The organism is Paraburkholderia sp. CNPSo 3076 (assembly GCF_026343935.1).
Lineage (GTDB): Bacteria > Pseudomonadota > Gammaproteobacteria > Burkholderiales > Burkholderiaceae > Paraburkholderia > Paraburkholderia nodosa.
The window spans coordinates 69221-85444 of record NZ_JAPMAL010000034.1; the positions used below are offsets into that span (position 1 = coordinate 69221).

Genomic DNA, 16224 nt, shown 5'->3' on the forward strand with positions numbered 1-16224 from the left:
GATACGTGGCCCTATTCGTCTGTCTATAGCGCGCAGGGCGCGACCGGAGTGGCCCGGGGGGCGCCTGCCCGGTCAGCAACGTAGTGGCCGGACGCTTTTTGAATACCGCAACGCAACGGGGCCATCTCACAACGCACTGACTGCATCCAGCGACCTGCCGACCATTGTTTCCAATGTTGGTATAACCAGCCACGCGCGATCCGGGATTAGGTGAAACGGAAGATTTTCGTCCATGTAAGTACTCTGACACATCTCAAGCTGGATGGCATGGATACCGGATGACGGGACTCCGTAATGACGGGTGATAAACCCGCCCTTGAATCGGCCGTTGCTAATTCAGGAATACCCGCTTTCCGCTGCAGCACTGATTGCAGCTTGAAGTACCGAATCGGCCGCAGTGCGGCCGTCCTGCGTTCCGATATTCAGATCTGGGAGTTTGCCCTGGAACAGCCGCGGTAGAACGCTCGCAATCGAATGCGCTTCCCACAGAAGTACATGCAGATGTTCCTCGCGAAGTCGACGCAGTTCTTCTGCAAGGCGATCATGGTACGGTTGCCAGTATGACTTTACTCGCAAATTCTTTTCATCTGCCGCCGGAGTCTGCCTATCGCGATAGACAGTCTCGCCACGGAACGTCTGCTCCGGACATAAGCCGGTGGTCTGTTGCCCGGGATATGGTCTGTTCAAATCGATGACATAGCGGGACAGGTGCGCACTCATGACCGTCGCCCCGAGCTTATGCGCGAACTCGTAGAGTTTGTCGAGATGCCAGTCACTGTCGGCAAGCCTTAGCGCGGCGTCGGTGTATTTCTCTCGCAGCTCGTCTGGGATGTTTGTCCCGAGATGGGGAATCGAAATAAGTAGCGGGGCGTTCCCTCGCGTCAAATCATATACTTTTGTCACGACGAGTCCTCATTATGTTTGACTGTTGTAGCGCGGTCGCAGGCATCTGCGGTAACAGTTTTTTGAGCGCTGGACGGATCAGCTCGTCGAGGACGTTTCCGGTAAGGGCCGAGATCTGGTCCACGAGTTCGTCCCACTCGGCACGCCTGTGCAAAATGAAAAAATCCCGCCGACTCAGATGGCTCCTAGGAAGAGGAAATACGACTAAAGTGTCAAGATAGTGGCGCGCTTGCCAAAGGCAGAGCGGTGTGAAAATGGCAAAACCGAGGTTTGCGCTGACAAGGCTCAGCAGCGGGTCCGTCGCATCGAATTCGTAATGACGAGCGCTGCCGATGTTCAGATGTCGAGCTAACCGCTCAATCTGCTGCCCAATTACTGAACGCGCCGTGTATCGAATCAGCGGCAGTTCGGCAGCCAGGCTTCCCCATTCGGGATTTGCTCCCTTATGCCTCTCGAACCAGCGGCGAGAAGCGACCGCGAGAAAAGCCTCTGATAAAAGCGGAACTTCGACCAGTCGTGGGTCGGTAATTGTGGTCTGAGTGCAAACCACGACGTCCACCTTGCGCTGATGAATTTGCGCTGAAAGGGCTGGTGTAAGCCCAGACCACATTTCAATTTGACGGGTTGATCCGGACATGGCGCGAATCAACTCCGGACCGACGGTGGCAGCGAACGAGTCAACGCATCCAAGTCGAACCGGCAGGGTCTCGCCTCGCGACGTGTCCCTAAGCTTGCTGCTGACATCTTGTGCATGCTTCAACAGGGGCCGGGCCACCTCGAGCAGAGCGCGGCCAGCGAGATTGGGCCGGGGCGGCCGGCTCTCCCGGTCCAGGAGCTCCGTGCTCTGCTCGCGTTCGAGGGATGCGATTGATTGGCTGATGGCACTTTGACTGACCTGCAGCCGCTTGCCGGCTGCGGTCATCGAACCCGTTTCGCAGATGGCGACGAATGCTTCAAGAGCCCGCAAGTCGATGGTTGGTCGAGGTCGTGTCATCGGATGTTGCCTGGTCAAAAAACATGCGATGGGTTTGTGATGCCGATCAAAGTCGGAAAAAGATAGCAATGTCGCCGTCACACCAGCAGCAATCCCACCGAGTGTTGCCTAGTGCTCGGACAGCAGCCGTCCGAAGCCCCTGATGCGGTCCTCGATGCCAGCGAGTCGCATAACATCCCACGCAACAGCCTGATTGCTGGTAATGACGGGCTTGCCGGTTATTTGCTCGATCTCTTCGATGACTTCGATCGATCTAAGTGCCCCACAACTAATGAAGATTGCATCAGCGTCCGGACGGTCGAGATACAGCGCCATTTGCACAATGCTTTTCGGAGTCACGCGCACCATGTCGCTGTCTTTTTCGAGCTGGAGTCCATGGATTGCCAGAACTTCGAAGCCCTCGTTTTCCAGGTAGATTTTCTCCATCTCGTTGATTTCGTCCAGATACGGCGTCCCGATGACGATACGCCTCGCGCCGACCGCCCGCAGACCGCGAATGACGGCTGTTACCATGCTTGTCGTCTTTGCATTCGGGGCGCCTTGCGACAATTCTGCGAAGACCTTCTTTTCGCCGACAACCAGACTTCCAGACGTGCAGCTGTAGCAAATAACATCCAGACTTCCGTCCGGAAGAATCCGCGCCGCAGACTCGGCGAGGCTGCTAGCAATGTTGTCGAGGGATTCCCGCGTGATGCTGTCAGGATTGGGGACTCGCGTGAAATGGATTCCGACGCCTTTCGGGAGAAGGGTGAACATGGCTTCGAATACCTGACCAACTATCCTCGCGAGCTGGCGGTGGTGTGAAGATCATGGCTGATGGAATCGCACTGAAGACCCTCATCGCGGTCAACCGGGAATTCTTCGGCAGTCGCTGGACCGAAAAAGACCTCGCTGAGCTGGTGTGCCTGTTTGCCGTCCTGGCAGCAGTTCTGCCAGCTACATCGGCTCATGCTCAACAACTGGTCATCGCATCTTTCGGTGGGGCATATACCGCCAGCCAGTCCAAGGCCTTCTTTGAGCCTTACACCGCGAAGACCGGCACCAAGATCCTGCCGGCCGATTACAACGGCGGTCTCGCGGAGCTGCGCTCCCAGGTACAGGCGGGATCTGGGGCTTGGGACGTCATTGACCTTGAGTTTCAGGATGCCGCGCGAGCCTGCGACGAGGGATTGATCGACCCCATCAAGGCGAGTTCCCTTGCTCCTTCACAGGATGGCAAGCCTGCATCGGCCGACTTCGTAGACGGCTCATTGCTGGACTGTGGTGTGGGAACCATTCTCTGGTCCAACGTGATCGCATACGACAAGAGAAAGTTCTCCGCGGCGCAACCGACGACGATCGCAGACTTCTTTGATCTGAAAAAATTCCCGGGGAAACGGGGCCTCAGCAATAAACCGAACGGAAATCTGGAATGGGCCCTGATGGCGGATGGCGTGCCTCGCGACAAGGTCTACGCGACGCTGCGAACGCCGGCAGGACTTGAGCGCGCCTTCAAGAAACTCGACACGATCAAGCCAAGTGCGGTGTTCTGGGGAGCGCAGGCGCAGTCGGTTCAACTTCTTGCCGACGGTGAAGTCGCGATGACCGAAGGCGGTAATGGACGATTCACCGACGCTATTACCAAAGAAAAGAAACCGTTCGGCATCGTCTGGCAAGGACAGATCATCAACGGAGATCTCCAGGGCGAGCAAAAACAAGGCGGCTGCACTCCATTTCATCCGGTATGCGACATCGTCGCCGCAGCTTGCAAGTCAGACGAAGTACATCAGCTACGCGCCCGCGCGCCGCTCGGCACTTCAGCTTGTTGACGCGTCCTTGCGGGACAACCTGCCGACGTCGCCCGCCAATCTGAAGGTCGGCCTCGCGAACGACACTGCATTCTGGAACGATGAGCAGGACGAGATTAACCGGCGCTGGGCCGCCTGGATGGCCCGCTAAGGATCAAGGTAACGCAAATGCGAAACGTTTCCCAGCAGCGAAATGCAAGTTCGAGAGTGGCCGACGGGGACCACGTCGTATTCTCGCAGGTCGAAAAGAGCTACGACGGGAGCACCCAAGTGGTGAAATCGCTCTCCCTTACGGTCAGGCGGGGCGAGTTTCTGACCCTGCTTGGCCCGTCGGGATCCGGCAAAACGACAACCTTGATGATGCTCGCGGGTTTTGAGGCGCCGACTGCTGGGACGATTAGCATCGACGGTGTGAATCTGACAACGACGCCGCCGCATAGACGGGGCATTGGCATGGTCTTCCAGAACTATGCGCTGTTTCCTCACATGTCGATCGCAGACAACGTGGCGTTTCCACTTGCAGCGAGAAAGGTTCCCAAAGACCAGATCGCGAAAAAAGTAGCAACGGCGTTGGAAATGGTGAAGATGCAGGCATTCGCTTCCCGACGGCCGGCTCAGCTCTCTGGTGGCCAGCAGCAGCGGATCGCGCTGGCCCGTGCCTTGGTCTTCGAGCCCACCCTGGTGCTGATGGACGAGCCTCTTGGTGCTCTGGATAAACAGCTTCGCGAGCACATGCAAACGGAAATCAAGCATCTGCACAAGATGCTTGGCGTGACGGTGGTCTATGTCACCCACGATCAGGATGAAGCGCTGGCCATGTCTGACCGGGTCGCAATCTTCAACAATGGAATCATCGAACAGATCGGTCCGCCCACCGAGATTTATGAATCCCCAAACACCGAGTTTGTGTCGCGGTTCGTTGGCGACAACAATCTGCTGGACGGTGTCGTACGCGAATGTTACGCGTCGGCGGACGGCGACTTCCGCGCAAAAGTCACTCACGGAGAGTGCCAGTTTGAGGCACTCACTGCAAAGCCGCTGCCGTCGGGGTCGCGCGTGTCTCTGGTGTTGCGTCCAGAGCGCGTAGTGATTGCCTCGCACGAAACGGCGTTCGAGAACCGTGTGGACTCGGAGATCATTGAGTCGACCTACTTTGGCGATCACCTCCGACTGACATGCAAGATTCCGAGCGGCAACGAAATTTCAGTGAAAGTCGCGAACACGTCCAGCCTCGGATCTCTTCGCTCAGGACAGACGCTACCCATCGGCTGGCGCTCGGTTGACAGCCGCGCGCTGCTGGCTGCGGGAGGCCCGACATGAATCCGGTGACAATGGCTGAGAGCGGCCCTGACGATTCCCATGAGGAACAATGGGGCGCTACGTTAAAGAGCCGGGTCCAGAAGGCGAGGCGCCGCGAGACGCGAAAATCTTTTCTGCTTGTGCTGCCGGTGATCGTGTTCCTGCTGCTGACCTTTGTCGTGCCGATCGCGAAGATGTTTGAGGTCAGCGTCTACGATGCAACGCTGCGCGACCTTCTTCCGGCGACGGCTCGAGCCCTCGATGCCGGTTCCAGGGACGCGGCAGGTCAGATGTGGAAAGCGCTGGCCCGTGACCTCGTTACTGCAAGAGAAAATGGCCAGATCGGTCTGGTCGCGAGCGGACTGAATTCCTAACGGCCTAGTCTTACCATCAGCCTTTGGAATTTCAACGCGCCGCACGGGAGGCGGAACATACCTTCGCGACAGCACCATGGCTTCGACGATCCTTGACCGTCTGCTGCATCGCTCCAAACTTCTCGAGTTTGAAGGCAAGAGCTATCGTCTCCGTGAAGCCGCTGCCAGGCTTGCCGTCACTGAGGAATCCGACGCATAATCCGCTCGTCCTGCCTGGGGGAATTTAGCCGCCCACAAGTGGAGGAGTTTGAACTGCCCATCGGGGGTTCGCGTTCATCGCGAGATGCACCTTGCGCCATGTCCGGCGCTTCGAATAGCCGTGCTTGCGCACCTTCCACTCACCTTCGCCGTACACCTTCAGTCCAGTGCTGTCGATCACCAGGTGCAAGGGAGCATCGGGGTGCTGCATGGGCAGTACAGCCCTCAGGATCTGTGCGCGACGGCTCAAGGTCGTGTAATTCGGTACCGGCAAGCCCGGGTAGGCGAGTTTGCCCAGGCTGAGCGCGAAGCCCTGCAGAGCGCGCAGCGGCAGTTGAAAAACCTGCTTGAGGCCGAGCAGCATCTGGATCGCCGCATCACTGTAGACACGCGGTCGGCAGCGCCTGGTCGGGCCAGCCTCGGATACCTGCGTCAGTACGCTTTCATCAATCCACATGGTCACGTCGCCTCTCGCGATCAAACCGGCGTTGTATTCTCGCCAGCTCCTGACGCGGTACGCCCCTTTGGGCTCGCTTGCCTTGCGTGGGCGGCGACAATTATCTTGGCCGGCGCATTGACTCAGGATATTTGTTACCCAACCGTGGTCGTTGCCTCATGTATTTTGCTACCTGCCAGATGGCTGGCAGGGGCGACTTATGGCGAGGCGACTCAGCATGGCAACAAGAAGGGAATTGATAGAGGCAGTCGGCGAGCGTTACCGGGGAGCGGGCCGGGATAGCAAGCGTCAGATTCTTGATGAGTTTGTCAGACTGACGGGCTATCACCGCAAGCACGCGATCCGCGTGTTGTGCAACGAAGTCCGGACACCAAAGGCCAAGCCAGGCCCCCAAAGGCGATACAACGACGAAATGCGTGCAGCACTGATCACTCTATGGGAAGTGGCTGATCGGATCTGCGGGAAGCGCCTGAAGGCCGTGATTCCGACTCTGATTGAGTCGATGGCCCGGTATGGTCATCTGTCGCAGACGGCGGTGACACGGATCTGGCGTGCCTTTGGCTTGCCGCCACATCGTCAGGAGACTTTCAAGCTCTCCGGTGATCCGCTGTTCGTCGAGAAGGTGCGTGATATCGTGGGACTGTACCTGGATCCTCCGCTCAAGGCGATGGTGTTGTGTGTGGACGAGAAGAGCCAGATCCAGGCTCTGGACCGTACGCAACCGATGCTGCCGCTGGCACCCGGTATCCCGGAGCGGCGCACCCACGACTACATGCGTCTCGGCACGACTACGTTATTCGCAGCACTGGACATCGTCACTGGCGAAGTGATCGGCGAGATGCACCGGCGCCATCGCAGTGGCGAATTCCTGCGCTTTCTGCGCACCATTGACGCGAGTGTGCCGGCCCAACTGGATGTGCATCTGGTGATGGACAACTATGGCACGCACAAGACACCCTCAATCAAGGCGTGGTTCGCCCGTCATCCCCGTTTCCAGGTCCATTTCACGCCGACCTCGGCGTCGTGGCTCAATCAGGTCGAACGCTGGTTCGCCACGCTTACCGAACGATACCTTCGTCGTGGCACGCATCGTTCAACGCGCCAGCTCGAGGATGCGATCCGGCATTACCTCGATGTGTACAACGCCAATCCCCAACCGTTCACCTGGAGCAAGTCAGCCGACGAGATCCTGGCCAGTCTCGAACGGTTCTGCGGTCGCGTTCAGCAGGCTGCCGGATGAGAGCTATGAAAATCAATACCGATGCCATCGACGAAGCCGCACTGGCACTCCTTTACCTGACGCTGCACGATCGCTTCCGCGCGTCGAAGGGCCTCGACTGGGACGTGCTGAACCGGCTCTACGAAAAAGGCTTTATCTGCGACCCAGTCAACAAGACGAAATCGGTGGTCTTTACCGACGACGGGCTACGCGAGTCTGAACGGCTTTTCAAGCAACATTTCACCGTCCCGGATCAAGATGATCAATAAAGCAACGAACTTCTAACTCACCACACTAGCGTCTCGCGGGCACTGGTGAAACTTCAGAAGGTCGGCGGTGTGTTGACCCACAATACTCGCGTTGTCACATCTGTGTCATTGACGTAACGATGACCGAGTTCGGAATCGAAATAGAACGAATCTCCGGTCTCGACCACATGGGTGGAATCCTCGACGAGCAACTTGAGTCTGCCTTCAAGAACGAAGCCAAACTCCTGGCCCTTGTGCGAGATCTTTTCGTCGCTGCCGCCTTTAGGCGCAATGACATGAATGCTGGCTTGAAGCAGAAATTCCGGCCCCGATGGAACGAGCATTTCGAGCGTTACCCGGTTGCCGGTGCGCCGGTGGCCAGTCGGTAGGATACCGCGCTGATCCTTCCGGACAATGTAGACGTTGGAGTCCCCCTTCTCGGCCGAAGCAAACAGGGCGCTTATGTTGATTCCCAATACCTGAACGATTCGGTGCAAGGTCGCGAACGAGGGCTGAGATACGTCATTTTCGACTTTCGACAGATAGCCTTCGGTCACGCCGGCTTTGCTGGCGACTTCCTTCAGGCTCATGCCCATGAGCATGCGGGTGTGTTTCAACCGGACGCCAACCTTGACCGGCATCTCGTCACTCATGGCGCTCTCCTGAAGTTCGCTCTCATCTCGGGTTCGTCTCACGCGGTCAGTCGTTCCGACTCTGTGTTGGAGGTAAGGGGGGCGGATCGCAGACCTGTCCCTTGGGCGCTCAAAAACGTTCCTCCGCGACAGACGTATTCCCCATATGAAAGATTCTGTCCCAAGAGAAACGGAAAGTCTAGACTACTTGCAGGGCGCGACACAGTTTAAGGCAAGTGATCTTCCTAGTGGGAATTTATATTTCCTTCGCATAGTATCCCAAAAACGGATAGCAGAAACATCGAGTCGATTTCCTACGGGCTGACTATGCAAGAAACCTCTGATGAATTGCGAAACTGGCGCGTCCGGATACTGGCGCTTGCCGCCAAGGCTGAAGCCGTGGTCTTCATCGCTGTCGGGGTCCTTTTCGCATACCGGAGTGCGAAAGCGTGGATCGTTCTTTCGGCACATCTCCGGTGACATTTGTACGCGCGAGGCCATGGTCCGGTTTGGATTACTCCGACGCATCCGACATATGCGGTGCACGGGAGCGGGTAAACACTCATGTTTTTTTCCTTTCAAGAAAGTATCTTTCCTGAAAAGAAGTACAATTTCCCGTTTGCTCACTGCTCCAGGTGAGCCAACGGCGCAGTGCGTGGAAGCGCGCCTCGAGCCAATTTTTCCCGTGAGATCAGCCATATGAACCACAGTCAGATTCGCCAACAGTTTCCCATCTTTGCTCGAGACACCCTCGGAACGATCTTTTTCGACGGCGCGGCCGGGACCCAGGTGACGCAGCGGGTCATCGACAAAATGGCGGACGCCATGATCGATGGCAACGCAAATCTCGGAGGGTACTTCCCGACTTCGGTGAAGGCGATGCGAAAGGTCGCGAACGCGCGCGAGGCCTTCAAGGACTTCTTCAACGCTCGCGACGCGCGCGAGGTGGTTTTCGGGCAGAACATGACAACGCTCACGTTCGCATTCTCGCGAGCGATTACGCGCACGCTCCAGGCTGGCGATGAGATCGTTCTGACGCGGATGGATCACGATGCCAACGTTTCTCCGTGGCTGCTTTCCGCCAGGGACCACGGGCTGGTCATTCGGTGGATCGACTTCGATCCGAAGACGTGCGAGTACGACCTTTCGAATCTGGACGAGATCATTACGCCGCGCACCAAGGTGCTGGCGATCAACTACGCCAGCAACATCACCGGCACGATCAACGATATCGCGGCACCTATCCGTCGGGCCAAGGAGGTTGGTGCGCTCGTATACGTTGATGCTGTACAGTACGCGCCCCACGGTGTGATCGATGTTCAGGAACTCGGATGCGATTTCCTCGTGTGCTCGGCTTACAAGTTCTATGGACCGCACATCGGAATCCTCTGGGGTCGCCAGGAGCTACTTGAGCAACTGGAGTTTTACAAGGTGCGGCCGGCAAGCAATGCCGCTCCTGACAAGTTCGAAACGGGCACAAAGTCGCGAGAAACAATCGCTGGCGCACTCGCCGCGATCGAACACTTCGAATGGCTCGGAGAGACGTTTGGAGACGCGGCGTCGTCGTCGTCGCGTCGCGACAAGATCGTCGCGGGTATGGCGTTCACCAAACATTACGAAGATGAACTTGTGGCGCGCGCGATCGAAGGGTTGAGCGCTTTTAGGGGCTTGACCATTCACGGCATCACCGCCAAGGACCGTCTGGACCGCCGCGTTCCGACGATTTCGTTCAGTGTGGCGGGCGCCGATCCCGCGAAGATCGCACAGAGCCTCGCCGAGGTGAACGTCAACGTTTGGCCTGGACACAGTTACGGGTTCGAGCCGGTCGAGCGTCTCGGCCTCACCAACAAGGGTGGCGTCGTGCGAGTGAGCTTTGCCCAATACAACACCAGCGACGAAGTCGAGGTGTTCCTCGATCACATGCGCAGGATCCTTGCGTAATCGTGTGTGCCAGCCGTTGCACACGCGATGGCTGGCGAAAGTTCCACGCAGATATCTAACGGACACCTGTCAAAATGCAGAGCCCCCAATTCTCTCAATCGGCCGAGGACTGGAAAGCACTCGCCGGTCGCATCAAGTTCCCGACGCAGGCATTCATTGACGGCAAGTTCGTCAACGCGATTTCCGGCGAAACGTTCGACTCGGTTAATCCGGCAACAGGAGCCGTTCTGGCCTCGATTGCCTCGTGCGATACCCACGACGTTGACCGCGCCGTCGAAGCCGCTCGCGAGGCCTTCTATCGTGGAGTATGGTCCCGAGTTGCGCCGGCAGAACGCAAGCGGGTTCTCCTGCGCTTGAGTCAACTCATTCTGGAGCATCGCGATGAACTCGCGGTGCTGGAATCGCTTGACATGGGCAAACTGGTCGTCGATGCCGCGACTCTCGATGTACCCGGATCGGCAGAAGTTTTCCAGTGGTTCGCCGAGGCTCTTGACAAGGTCTATGACGAAGTCGCTCCGACCGGTGACGGCACACTCGCCACTATCCGTCGCGAGGCGGTCGGAGTGGTTGGCGCCGTGGTGCCTTGGAATTTTCCGCTAAAGATGGCGGCATGGAAATGTGCACCCGCGCTGGCTGCCGGAAACAGCGTCATTCTCAAGCCAGCGGAGCAGTCACCCCTGACGGCGCTGAAGCTCGCCGAGCTGGCCGCCCAGGCGGGCGTGCCTGCGGGCGTGTTCAACGTCCTGCCGGGGTTTGGTCAGACCGCTGGCCGGGCAATCGGATTGCATCCAGACATCGATTGTGTTGCTTTCACGGGTTCGACCGAAGTTGGAAAGCTGTTCCTGGGCTATTCTGGAAACTCGAACATGAAGCAGGTCTGGCTCGAGTGCGGCGGCAAGAGTCCTCTGCTTGTTTTTGAAGATTGCGCCGACGTGAAAGCGGCCGCCCGGGCGGCTGCGCGGGGAATCTTCTTCAATCAGGGAGAGGTGTGTTCCGCAACTTCGCGCGTGCTGGTTCAGCGTAGCGTCAAGGCGCAGTTTGTTGCCGCTCTTCTGGAGGCGGCTGATAACTACCGTCCCGGTGATCCGCTGGATCCGGCATCGACGATGGGAGCGATGGTCGACGAAGAGCAGACTCAAAAAGTCTTGCGCTATATCGGCATCGGGAAAAATCAAAACCGCCTGTTGACGGGTGGGGAGCGCAGCACGGAATCGAACAATGGCTGTTTCTTGTTCCCGACGATCTTTGACGGTGTGAAGCCGTCAGATACCCTCGCCAAGGAGGAGGTATTCGGCCCCGTTCTCGGTCTGATCGAATTCGAGACGGAAGAAGAGGCTGTCCGTATTGCGAACGATTCGATCTATGGGCTCGGTGCATCTGTATGGACTGACAATCTGAAGCGGGCCCACCGTGTCGCGGCGCTTCTGCGCGCTGGCACCGTATCCGTGAATGCAGTCGATCAGGTTAGTGTGATGACGCCCTTCGGCGGTTTCAAGCAGTCGGGGATCGGTCGAGATCTGTCGTTGCATGCCTTCGACAAGTACACGGCTCTTAAGACGACGTGGTTCGACCTGAATTCCTGACGAACTGATGTTGCCTCATCTGGGCCTCCATTGTGCCAGATGAGGTAACGACTTGAATCGGACGATTTACGCATGAATTCCCTTCCGAAAATCAATCTGGAACGGCTCCAGGCAACCATCGACGCGATGGCGGGAATCGGCGCCAAGGACAACGGTGGGTGCTGCCGCATCTCCTTGACGGATGAAGACAAGCTCGGTAGGGACCAGTTTGTCACTTGGTGCCGCGAGGCGGGCTGCAGCGTGCATGTGGATGCCTTCGGAAACATTTTCGCGATTCGGGCAGGCAGTCGCCTCAATAGTTCGGTGGTGCTGACGGGCAGTCATCTGGATACACAGCCCAATGGAGGCCGCCTGGATGGAATCTACGGGGTACTTGCCGGACTTGAGGTGATTCGTACGCTCAATGACCACAACATTTGCACTGAGCGGGCAATCGCGGTGGTGAACTGGACGAACGAGGAGGGCGCACGATTCTCTCCTGGGCTGACCGGTTCGAGCGGGTATGTGGGCGACCTCGATCTTTCGCTTGCCCGAGCCATCGTCGCCCCGGATGGCGCACGATTTGGCGATGAACTGGCCCGAATTGGCTACGCGGGAACGTTTTCGCGTCGTGCACTCGACCCGATCGCGTATGTCGAACTGCATATAGAGCAAGGGCCGGTTCTGGAGCAATACGAACGCACTATCGGCGTCGTAGAGGGAGTGCAGGGAGTTCGGTGGTATGAAGTTGAATTGCAAGGCAGTGATCGGCACGCGGGGACCACGCCGATGGCAGCCCGACAGGATAGCTTCATGGCACTCGCGCGAATCACGCAAAGTATGCGTCAAGAAGTGCTGTCGATCGACCCAGAAATCCGATTTACCGTCGGGCGTGTTTCTGTGCGGCCGGGTTCGCCGAACACTGTCCCAGGGTTCTCGTCCTTCTCGATCGACCTGCGTCACCAGAGTGCAGGCCTGCTGGATCGAATCGAAAACGTGCTGGCCGCAAAGGCACACGTCATCGGCGTCGAAGAGGGCGTAGAGACGACTATGCGCAGGACGATGGTCGTACCTCCTATTGAATTTGATACCTGCATCGTTGAGACGGTTGCGGCTATAACCCAAAGCGTAGGTTATCCGGCGATGCGAATGACCAGCGGGGCGATGCACGACGCTTGTCGATTGTCAAAGGTAGCGCCGACAGGAATGATCTTTGTGCCTTCCCGATTGGGAATAAGTCATCACGAAGATGAGTGGACCGCACCAGATGACCTCGCGGCGGGCGCAAATGTGCTGCTCCGGACGCTTGTCTCCCTGGCCGATCAAAGTGTGAATCAGCGAGGCGCCACGGCGCCGGAAGACGACCGCAACGTGCCTTCGCAGTCTCTGGGGCACTGAGTCGCACGAAACGGACTATCATTTCGTGGAGTATTTAATTCGTATTCCTATTTGATATGAAAGAGGGCTGGTTTTGAGAGTCATGTGAAAAGTGATTTGTCTTAAAAGAAAGGGTAAGTCCGAATAGGAAAGTGTCTTGACATCAACAAATTGACCACCGACACTTGCGTTGCCTGAATTACAGCGTCTGTCGACTGAGTAGGGGTCGACGCGTTGCCGGACCCTGTTGAGGCACAGCTTTTATGGACGCTGATGCTTTCCTGATCTACGTAGTTGCAGATACTTATCATTAAATTGATTCGCATAACGAAGTAACTGAAGAGGAAATCGTGATGGAGATGCGTCGTTCCAATACCATAATCGCTGTCGCGACTATCGTCGCCTGCGCGGCAGTGACCGCCAATGCAGACGAGGTAGTCAAGATTGGCCACGTTGCGCCGTTGACAGGAGGCATCGCTCATCTGGGCAAGGACACCGAGAATGGAGCGCGCCTCGCCATTGAGGAAATCAATGCCTCGCATCTGGTTGTGGGCGGGAAGAATGTGGTTCTACAACTGGAGGCCGAAGACGACGCGGGTGATCCCAGAACCGCCACGCAGGTTGCGCAGAAGCTTGTTGACGACAAGGTTGTTGCGGTCATCGGTCACCTGACTTCGGGGACTACAATTCCCGCTTCCAAGATTTATAGCGACGCGGGGATTGTGCAGATTTCACCCTCTGCAACCAATCCGACGTATACCCAGCAGGGTTTCAAAACCGCTTACCGAATGGTGGCAACGGATGCACAGCAGGGACCAGCGCTCGCGACCTATGCATTGAAAAACCTTCACATCAAGACGATAGCTATTGTCGATGACGCAACCGCGTATGGACAAGGTCTTGCCAATCAGTTCGCTGATGCTGCTCGATCGCAAGGTATCAAGCTGATCTCGCGAGATGCCAGTACGGACAAGACGATCGATTTCAGGGCAATCCTGACGAAGATCAAGGGCGAGAAACCGGACGCAATCATGTATGGCGGTCAGGATGCGACGGGTGGCCCGTTCGTCAGACAGGCGCAACAGCTGGGCATCACGGTTCCCGTGCTGGCTGGTGACGGTGTCTGTACGGGCAAGCTTGTCGATTTGGCCGGCAAGGGTATCAGCCAGGTGATCTGCTCGGAAGCCGGGATGGCACTCGAAAAGATGCCGCGCGGCACCGCGTTCGAGAAGAAATATACCGAACGCTTCCATGTACCTATTCAGACATATTCGCCGTTCGCCTACGACGCCGTCTATATCATCGTCGACGCGATGAAGCGCGCCAACTCTACCGACCCTCAGAAAATCTCCGCCGAAATGCAGGGTACGAACTACGTGGGTGTACTTGGCCGTACGCAGTTCGATCAACACGGCGATATCAAGAATCCAGTGATCTCCCTCTATCACTACGTCGACGGGAATCGCACGCTTCTGGATTCGGTTCGGATGTGAACGACCTCTTGAAAAGGGCGTAAGAGGGGGCGTTACGCGCCCCCCCGTTCGGGGGGGGGCGCGATCCGACCGGCGCAAAAGATGAGATACCAGCAGGGTGTGCGGCACATCGCGTTCACTGCATGATCTCACGGCAAACGACAAGAGATATCTCTCAGTTCAGGTCACCGATTCATCCACGCCCCGCTACAGCTGTCGCCCCAGGCATCAGACGCCGTTTCGGCGCAGATCCGGCGACTTAGCGCTAGGGACACCTGAAAACTCATGCAGTGCTCGTCATCGGGTCGCCTGCCGATGACGAGCGTCATTCTTGCGTGTGCGTTATTCGTTCGAACTCTGCGCAAAATGGATATTTTTATTCAACAAATCCTCAACGGACTTGTGCTTGGCAGCGTCTACGCCATCATCGCACTGGGCTATACGATGGTGTACGGCATTCTCGGCATCATCAACTTCGCGCACGGCGATGTGCTGATGGTGGGCGCGATGGTCGCACTGTCGGCGATCAGTGTGCTGGAGAACCATTTCCCAGGCCTCGGCAATGTGCCGACGCTGTGTATCGCCCTGGTAATTGCGGCAGTCGTATGTGCGGGAGTCGGTTACACGATAGAGCGAGTGGCTTATCGGCCATTGCGCAAGGCGCCGCGCCTTGCCCCCTTGATCACCGCGATCGGGGTGTCGATCTTGCTGCAGACCCTAGCGATGATGATCTGGTCGCGCAACCCGTTGCCGTTTCCGCAGCTTCTCCCGACCGATCCGCTCAACGTGATCAAGGCGACCGACACAACAACGGGCGCCGTGATATCGATGACGGAAATCGTCATCATCGCTGTCGCGTTTGTCGTGATGTCCGGCCTTCTGCTTCTTGTGCACAAGACCAAGCTCGGCCGCGCGATGCGCGCGATCGCCGAAAACCAAGGTGTCGCCTCGCTAATGGGAGTGAATCCGAACTTCGTGATCTCGGCAACCTTCATGATCGGTTCGGCTCTGGCTGCCTTGGCGGGCGTGATGATCGCGTCGGAGTACGGCAATGCTCACTTCTACATGGGCTTCATCCCTGGCATGAAGGCGTTCACCGCAGCAGTGCTGGGCGGTATCGGCAACCTCGGTGGCGCAATGGTGGGGGGCGTGATTCTCGGCTTGATAGAACAGCTGGGTGCCGGATACATCGGGAACCTGCCGGCGGAATATTCGGCAGTAACTATCAGGATGTGTTTGCATTCATCGTGCTCATCATCGTGCTGGTGTTCCGTCCGTCGGGTCTCCTCGGCGAACGCGTGGCTGATCGTGCATGAGCCAGGGACTCCACGTCGTGAGTGAGGCGTATTCGACTCGCCAGCAGTGCGCGCGCGCCTTTAAGAATCGACTGACGTGCGCGGCCCGCGGAAAACGTTGATTTGCGAGCCTGCAACGGGACCTCAGCATCAAACGACTGTACGGAGGGCTCTGGTGCAAATAGGCGGTCTGTACGAGATTGTTGTTATATAGAGGATACCTCATCAAGCAGACAGGACGGCCTCCCAGACTGCGGGCGCCGTGGTATCTTTGAGGCCGAGCTTCGCGAGGCCGAATTGGCCCTTGCGAATGCGATGTACCAACTCAATACCAGAGAGCGTGATCGCTGCGTTCCTGAAACGTTTGAAGCCGAGCATGACTTTCGTCCGGGACTTGATGTTGCGGTGGTCCTGCTCGACCAGATTATTGAGATATTTCGAGGATCGGACCTTCGTGTCCTCAGGC

General features: G+C 57.3%; 13 protein-coding genes and 5 pseudogenes. 12 read left to right on the forward strand and 6 right to left on the reverse strand.

The genetic code is table 11. From position 1 onward, the window contains the following. Positions 1 to 126: 126 nt before the first annotated feature. From hutG to M3A49_RS32875, 3 genes and pseudogenes are all read right to left on the reverse strand, one after another. Positions 127 to 903: pseudogene (hutG, locus tag M3A49_RS32865) on the reverse strand (N-formylglutamate deformylase). Continuing rightward, positions 887 to 1897, reverse strand: coding sequence for a LysR family transcriptional regulator (locus M3A49_RS32870; protein ID WP_266232689.1), 1011 nt, complete (start codon positions 1895 to 1897; stop codon positions 887 to 889). Before M3A49_RS32870 ends, hutG begins: the two are co-directional and overlap by 17 nt. Positions 1898 to 2005: 108 nt before the next feature. Beyond that, entirely contained in the window at positions 2006 to 2653 is a 648-nt protein-coding gene (locus M3A49_RS32875) for an arylmalonate decarboxylase (RefSeq protein ID WP_266232690.1), read from the reverse strand. Between the two features lie 53 nt (positions 2654 to 2706). Here M3A49_RS32875 and M3A49_RS32880 point away from each other — a divergent pair, with 53 nt between their 5' ends. The 5 genes and pseudogenes from M3A49_RS32880 to M3A49_RS32900 form a co-directional block, all read left to right on the forward strand. Beyond that, positions 2707 to 3705 carry an extracellular solute-binding protein gene (locus tag M3A49_RS32880; protein WP_266232691.1) on the forward strand — a complete coding sequence of 333 codons (999 nt, stop codon included), beginning with the start codon at positions 2707 to 2709 and terminating at the stop codon, positions 3703 to 3705. Between the two features lie 7 nt (positions 3706 to 3712). Next, positions 3713 to 3835, forward strand: coding sequence for a hypothetical protein (locus tag M3A49_RS32885; protein ID WP_266232692.1), 123 nt, complete (start codon positions 3713 to 3715; stop codon positions 3833 to 3835). Positions 3836 to 3852: 17 nt separating this feature from the next. After that, positions 3853 to 5004, forward strand: coding sequence for an ABC transporter ATP-binding protein (locus M3A49_RS32890; RefSeq protein WP_266232693.1), 1152 nt, complete (start codon positions 3853 to 3855; stop codon positions 5002 to 5004). Continuing rightward, positions 5001 to 5357, forward strand: a complete 357-nt coding sequence (locus M3A49_RS32895; protein ID WP_266232694.1) for a hypothetical protein — start codon at positions 5001 to 5003, stop codon at positions 5355 to 5357. The genes M3A49_RS32890 and M3A49_RS32895 overlap by 4 nt, the downstream gene beginning before the upstream one ends. Positions 5358 to 5409: 52 nt before the next feature. Further along, positions 5410 to 5556, forward strand: a pseudogene (locus M3A49_RS32900) (ATP-binding protein); the annotation flags it as partial. Positions 5557 to 5622: 66 nt separating this feature from the next. Here the strand turns inward: M3A49_RS32900 and M3A49_RS32905 are convergent. Continuing rightward, positions 5623 to 6138, reverse strand: a pseudogene (locus tag M3A49_RS32905) (IS5 family transposase); the annotation flags it as partial. Between the two features lie 253 nt (positions 6139 to 6391). Between M3A49_RS32905 and M3A49_RS32910 the strand changes: the two are divergent. Together M3A49_RS32910 and M3A49_RS32915 are read left to right on the forward strand one after the other, a co-directional pair. After that, positions 6392 to 7252 (forward strand): annotated as a pseudogene (locus M3A49_RS32910) (IS630 family transposase); the annotation flags it as partial. Between the two features lie 5 nt (positions 7253 to 7257). Beyond that, entirely contained in the window at positions 7258 to 7500 is a 243-nt protein-coding gene (locus M3A49_RS32915) for a DUF6429 family protein (RefSeq protein ID WP_266232696.1), read from the forward strand. Between the two features lie 53 nt (positions 7501 to 7553). On the opposite strand, the gene M3A49_RS32920 is transcribed toward M3A49_RS32915, so the two are convergent. Continuing rightward, entirely contained in the window at positions 7554 to 8132 is a 579-nt protein-coding gene (locus tag M3A49_RS32920) for a cupin domain-containing protein (RefSeq protein ID WP_254346254.1), read from the reverse strand. A gap of 678 nt (positions 8133 to 8810) precedes the next feature. Between M3A49_RS32920 and M3A49_RS32925 the strand changes: the two genes are divergently transcribed. The 5 genes and pseudogenes from M3A49_RS32925 (at position 8811) to M3A49_RS32945 (ending at position 15779) form a co-directional block, all read left to right on the forward strand. Beyond that, a complete protein-coding gene (locus M3A49_RS32925) occupies positions 8811 to 10052 on the forward strand; it encodes a cysteine desulfurase-like protein (RefSeq protein ID WP_266232697.1) in 1242 nt (413 codons plus the stop codon). Between the two features lie 74 nt (positions 10053 to 10126). Further along, on the forward strand, positions 10127 to 11635 hold the full coding sequence (locus M3A49_RS32930; protein ID WP_266232698.1) for an aldehyde dehydrogenase: 1509 nt from the start codon (positions 10127 to 10129) through the stop codon (positions 11633 to 11635). Between the two features lie 72 nt (positions 11636 to 11707). Continuing rightward, entirely contained in the window at positions 11708 to 13012 is a 1305-nt protein-coding gene (locus tag M3A49_RS32935; RefSeq protein WP_266232699.1) for a M20 family metallo-hydrolase, read from the forward strand. A 326-nt stretch (positions 13013 to 13338) separates the two neighbouring features. Next, positions 13339 to 14484, forward strand: a complete 1146-nt coding sequence (locus M3A49_RS32940) for a branched-chain amino acid ABC transporter substrate-binding protein (RefSeq protein WP_266232704.1) — start codon at positions 13339 to 13341, stop codon at positions 14482 to 14484. A gap of 345 nt (positions 14485 to 14829) precedes the next feature. After that, positions 14830 to 15779 (forward strand): annotated as a pseudogene (locus tag M3A49_RS32945) (branched-chain amino acid ABC transporter permease). Positions 15780 to 15983: 204 nt separating this feature from the next. Here M3A49_RS32945 and M3A49_RS32950 read toward each other — a convergent pair. After that, positions 15984 to 16224, reverse strand: a 241-nt coding sequence (locus M3A49_RS32950; RefSeq protein ID WP_266232700.1) for a DDE-type integrase/transposase/recombinase, incomplete at its 5' end; no start/stop codon positions are given.

What these genes read in the sequence shown, in the direction of transcription:
- M3A49_RS32870 (WP_266232689.1), bottom strand. Translation starts at nt 1,897, where the DNA reads ATGACACGACCTCGACCAACCATCGACTTGCGGGCTCTTGAAGCATTC.
- M3A49_RS32875 (WP_266232690.1), bottom strand. Translation starts at nt 2,653, where the DNA reads ATGTTCACCCTTCTCCCGAAAGGCGTCGGAATCCATTTCACGCGAGTC.
- M3A49_RS32880 (WP_266232691.1), top strand. Translation starts at nt 2,707, where the DNA reads ATGGCTGATGGAATCGCACTGAAGACCCTCATCGCGGTCAACCGGGAA.
- M3A49_RS32890 (WP_266232693.1), top strand. Translation starts at nt 3,853, where the DNA reads ATGCGAAACGTTTCCCAGCAGCGAAATGCAAGTTCGAGAGTGGCCGAC.
- M3A49_RS32895 (WP_266232694.1), top strand. Translation starts at nt 5,001, where the DNA reads ATGAATCCGGTGACAATGGCTGAGAGCGGCCCTGACGATTCCCATGAG.
- M3A49_RS32915 (WP_266232696.1), top strand. Translation starts at nt 7,258, where the DNA reads ATGAAAATCAATACCGATGCCATCGACGAAGCCGCACTGGCACTCCTT.
- M3A49_RS32920 (WP_254346254.1), bottom strand. Translation starts at nt 8,132, where the DNA reads ATGAGTGACGAGATGCCGGTCAAGGTTGGCGTCCGGTTGAAACACACC.
- M3A49_RS32925 (WP_266232697.1), top strand. Translation starts at nt 8,811, where the DNA reads ATGAACCACAGTCAGATTCGCCAACAGTTTCCCATCTTTGCTCGAGAC.
- M3A49_RS32930 (WP_266232698.1), top strand. Translation starts at nt 10,127, where the DNA reads ATGCAGAGCCCCCAATTCTCTCAATCGGCCGAGGACTGGAAAGCACTC.
- M3A49_RS32935 (WP_266232699.1), top strand. Translation starts at nt 11,708, where the DNA reads ATGAATTCCCTTCCGAAAATCAATCTGGAACGGCTCCAGGCAACCATC.